The sequence below is a fragment of the Blautia sp. DFI.6.71 genome, assembly GCF_020593585.1.
GTDB classification, from domain to species: domain Bacteria; phylum Bacillota; class Clostridia; order Lachnospirales; family Lachnospiraceae; genus Blautia_A; species Blautia_A wexlerae.
On record NZ_JAJDMJ010000143.1, the window covers coordinates 1 to 869 of the forward strand.

The 869-nt window shown below is 44.8% G+C and carries 2 rRNA genes; both read left to right on the forward strand.

Annotated elements, in window-relative coordinates:
- Window positions 1-108 precede the first annotated feature (108 nt).
- A 5S ribosomal RNA gene (gene rrf / locus LJE12_RS19620) occupies window positions 109-226 on the forward strand.
- A 416-nt stretch (window positions 227-642) separates the two neighbouring features.
- A 23S ribosomal RNA gene (locus LJE12_RS19625) occupies window positions 643-869 on the forward strand; the annotation flags it as partial.

Here is an 869-nt window from a genome sequence, read left to right on the forward strand (position 1 = left end):
CGTAACAAGGTAGCCGTATCGGAAGGTGCGGCTGGATCACCTCCTTTCTAAGGAAGAAGTAGAAAATCGAAGATGTGTTTTACTGTTTAGCTATCAAGCTGAAACATTTCTGGTGCCGATGCGGTTGGGGGACACACCCGTTCCCATCCCGAACACGACGGTTAAGACCCAATCGGCCGATGGTACTGCACTGGAGACGGTGTGGGAGAGCAGGTGGGCGCCAGATCAAAAGAAAACAACAGGCTGGAAGCCTGATGAAGATAAAACAGGCATTGGAAAGTGAGTCCTGTCGGAAACAGGATGGAGCCAGATACGAATCGTAAAGTCCGGTGCTAACCCGTATCAGCCGGGAAGAGCTGTTAAGATATGCTGGTTTTACCAGTGATTAGAGATCTTAAATAAGAAGTCCAGAAGACGGAATATTTGATGTTTCTAATGACTGATAAAGCATCAGTCAATATGTACCTTGAAAACTGCATACATGAAATTTGATTAAAGTTAATCAAATATCCTTGATACAAAACGTTAAGAGATATGAGAGTATCTCATAAAACGCAAGATAGGAAGACATCGATAACAAAGTTATCAAAAACAATGAGAATCAAACGACCGCATCACCTACGCTAGGGTGATGAAGCGAAAGGTCAAGCAATAAGGGCACAGGGCGGATGCCTTGGCACTAAGAGCCGATGAAAGACGTGATAAGCTGCGATAAGCTTCGGGGAGGAGCAAATATCCATTGATCCGGAGATGTCTGAATGGGGAAACCCACATGAGCAAACCTCATGTATCCTACAGCCAATACATAACTGTAGGAAGGGAACCCGGGGAACTGAAACATCTAAGTACCCGGAGGAAAAGAAAGAAAA